The sequence below is a fragment of the Shewanella sp. SG41-3 genome, assembly GCF_014164545.1.
In the GTDB taxonomy this organism is placed as follows: domain Bacteria; phylum Pseudomonadota; class Gammaproteobacteria; order Enterobacterales; family Shewanellaceae; genus Shewanella; species Shewanella vesiculosa.
The window spans coordinates 1-552 of sequence record NZ_JACJFJ010000029.1 but is presented as its reverse complement, the minus strand read 5'-3'; the positions used below and the strand labels follow the sequence as shown (position 1 = coordinate 552).

Below are 552 nucleotides of genomic sequence, written 5' to 3'. Positions count from 1 at the left end.
TCAAATGCTTATTACTAGCTCGCCAACGCTTTTCGCAAGTTATTACGTCCTTCATCGCCTCTGACTGCCAAGGCATCCACCGTATACGCTTGGTCACTTAACCATACAACCCAAATGAGTTTCACACCCTTGAATTAACAAGAGAAGAGCTCTGGGTCGTATCATGACCAGCTGGTTTTTACTTGTCTCACCTCCGGGTAGGAAGTGGACTCGCCTTAGTTTTTTAGAATATTCAAGACACTTAAACAGTGTATTGAGAACTCAAGTGTTAATGCTTTCGCATTAACGTTTTTCGCACTAACGTAATCACATAAACGACAACGAATCATCATTTATGCGCCTTTAGTTAGTACTATCAGCTTTCCAAATTGTTAAAGAGCGGGCTTAAAAAAGCCAAAGATAAAATTTTGTTTATCTTTGGCATCTGTAACCTATGCATAAGCTTATCGTCATGATAAGTGTAAATGGTGGAGCTATGCGGGATCGAACCGCAGACCTCCTGCGTGCAAGGCAGGCGCTCTCCCAGCTGAGCTATAGCCCCATTTACATGCA

1 tRNA gene and 1 rRNA gene are annotated in these 552 nt (G+C 42.6%); both read right to left on the bottom strand.

What is annotated here, in order from left to right:
• Window positions 1–103: ribosomal RNA gene (locus tag H5164_RS19805) — 23S ribosomal RNA — on the bottom strand; the annotation flags it as partial.
• Window positions 104–465: 362 nt separating this feature from the next.
• Window positions 466–541: transfer RNA gene (locus tag H5164_RS19800), tRNA-Ala, on the bottom strand.
• Between the last annotated feature and the right edge of the window lie 11 nt (window positions 542–552).